Source organism: Bacteroides sp. 1_1_30 (assembly GCF_020982715.1).
GTDB lineage: Bacteria > Bacteroidota > Bacteroidia > Bacteroidales > Bacteroidaceae > Bacteroides > Bacteroides xylanisolvens.
Genome location: NZ_JAJKHN010000209.1, coordinates 1 through 1,370 on the forward strand (window position 1 = coordinate 1; position 1,370 = coordinate 1,370).

The window sequence follows — 1,370 nt, forward strand, 5'->3', positions numbered from 1 at the left end:
CGGTTTATACTGACATGGAGATCTTCGAGGAGTACAACCGTGTCGCTCCGGAACGTGGCTGGAAGCCCCTGAAGAGTCCCCGCAGCCTCCGCGAATGGTTCAACAGCCCGCGTGTCGAACCTCTGTGGTACGATGCCGTTTATGGGGAAATGAAGGCACACCAGCGTTATGACCGCAAGCACCGGACCATCCTTCCGGGCCGTCGTGACAGCCTTTGGTATGGCGACGGCACGAAGCTGAACCTCTACTATCGTGACGAGAACGGAAACAAGTGCACTACAAGCGTGTACGAGGTGGTGGATGCCTATAGTGAAGTCCTGCTCGGTTATTACATCAGCGACAACGAGGACTATATCGCCCAGTACCATGCTTTCCGCATGGCTATCCAGACGAGCCGGCACAAACCCTACGAGATCGTGTGCGACAACCAGGGCGGTCATAAGAAGAACGCGGCGCTGGGCCTTTTCTCGAAGATCAGCCGTATCCACCGCCCGACAGCTCCGTATAATGGCGAATCTAAGACGATTGAGAACATTTTCTACCGCTTCCAGAGCCAGGTATTGAAGAAACGTTTCGGTTTCACCGGGCAGAATATTACGGCAAAGAGAGATACAAGCCGTCCGAATTTGGAATTCATCAACGCGAACATCGACTCCCTCCCCACATTGGAGGAACTGAAGGAACAGTATGCCGCCGCCCGTGAGCAGTGGAATTCAATGAAACACCCTGCCACCGGCATCTCCCGGATTGAGATGTACAATACCAGCGTGAACGAGGCTACCGATGCGGTAAGTGTGTCGGATATGGTGGAGATGTTCTGGTACACGACCGAGAAACCGTCGCTGTTCACCGCCAACGGTATCGAGATCACGGTACAGGGAAAGAAATACCCTTACGAGGTTTTCTCCGCCCCCGGTGAGCCTGATCTGGAATGGCGCCGACGTAACACCTACAAGAAGTTCTATGTCCAGTACGATCCTTATGACATGAGCAGCGTACGTCTGCTGTACAAGGATAAGGGCGGAGCGATGCGCTTTGAGTGTGTGGCTTCGTTCCCGCTGATGATCCACCGTGCCCAGCAGGAGCAGACGGAAGCCGAGAAACGTTTCATCCGCGCCCAGCAGGAGGCCGTCATCAACGAGCGTATAAACCGCCAGGTCGTTGCCAAGGACATCGAGTACGAACATGGTGTCGCACCGGAACAGAACGGTCTGCGTACCCCTGACCTGAAAGGTCTCGGAAAGGAGGCGCAACGCCAGATTGACCGTCGCACAAGAAAATACAGCCAGCCGGCCCGTCCTTCCATCGGCCGAGACATGAAAGTCATCAGCAACGTGACATGGGACAGCTTTGAGAAGAAGGAAGTGAGC

General features: G+C 54.8%; 1 protein-coding gene. It reads left to right on the top strand.

The features are described from left to right. Window positions 1–1,370 (top strand): kinase (locus LPH68_RS26215; protein WP_230297268.1); only part of this gene is annotated, 1,370 nt, incomplete at both ends.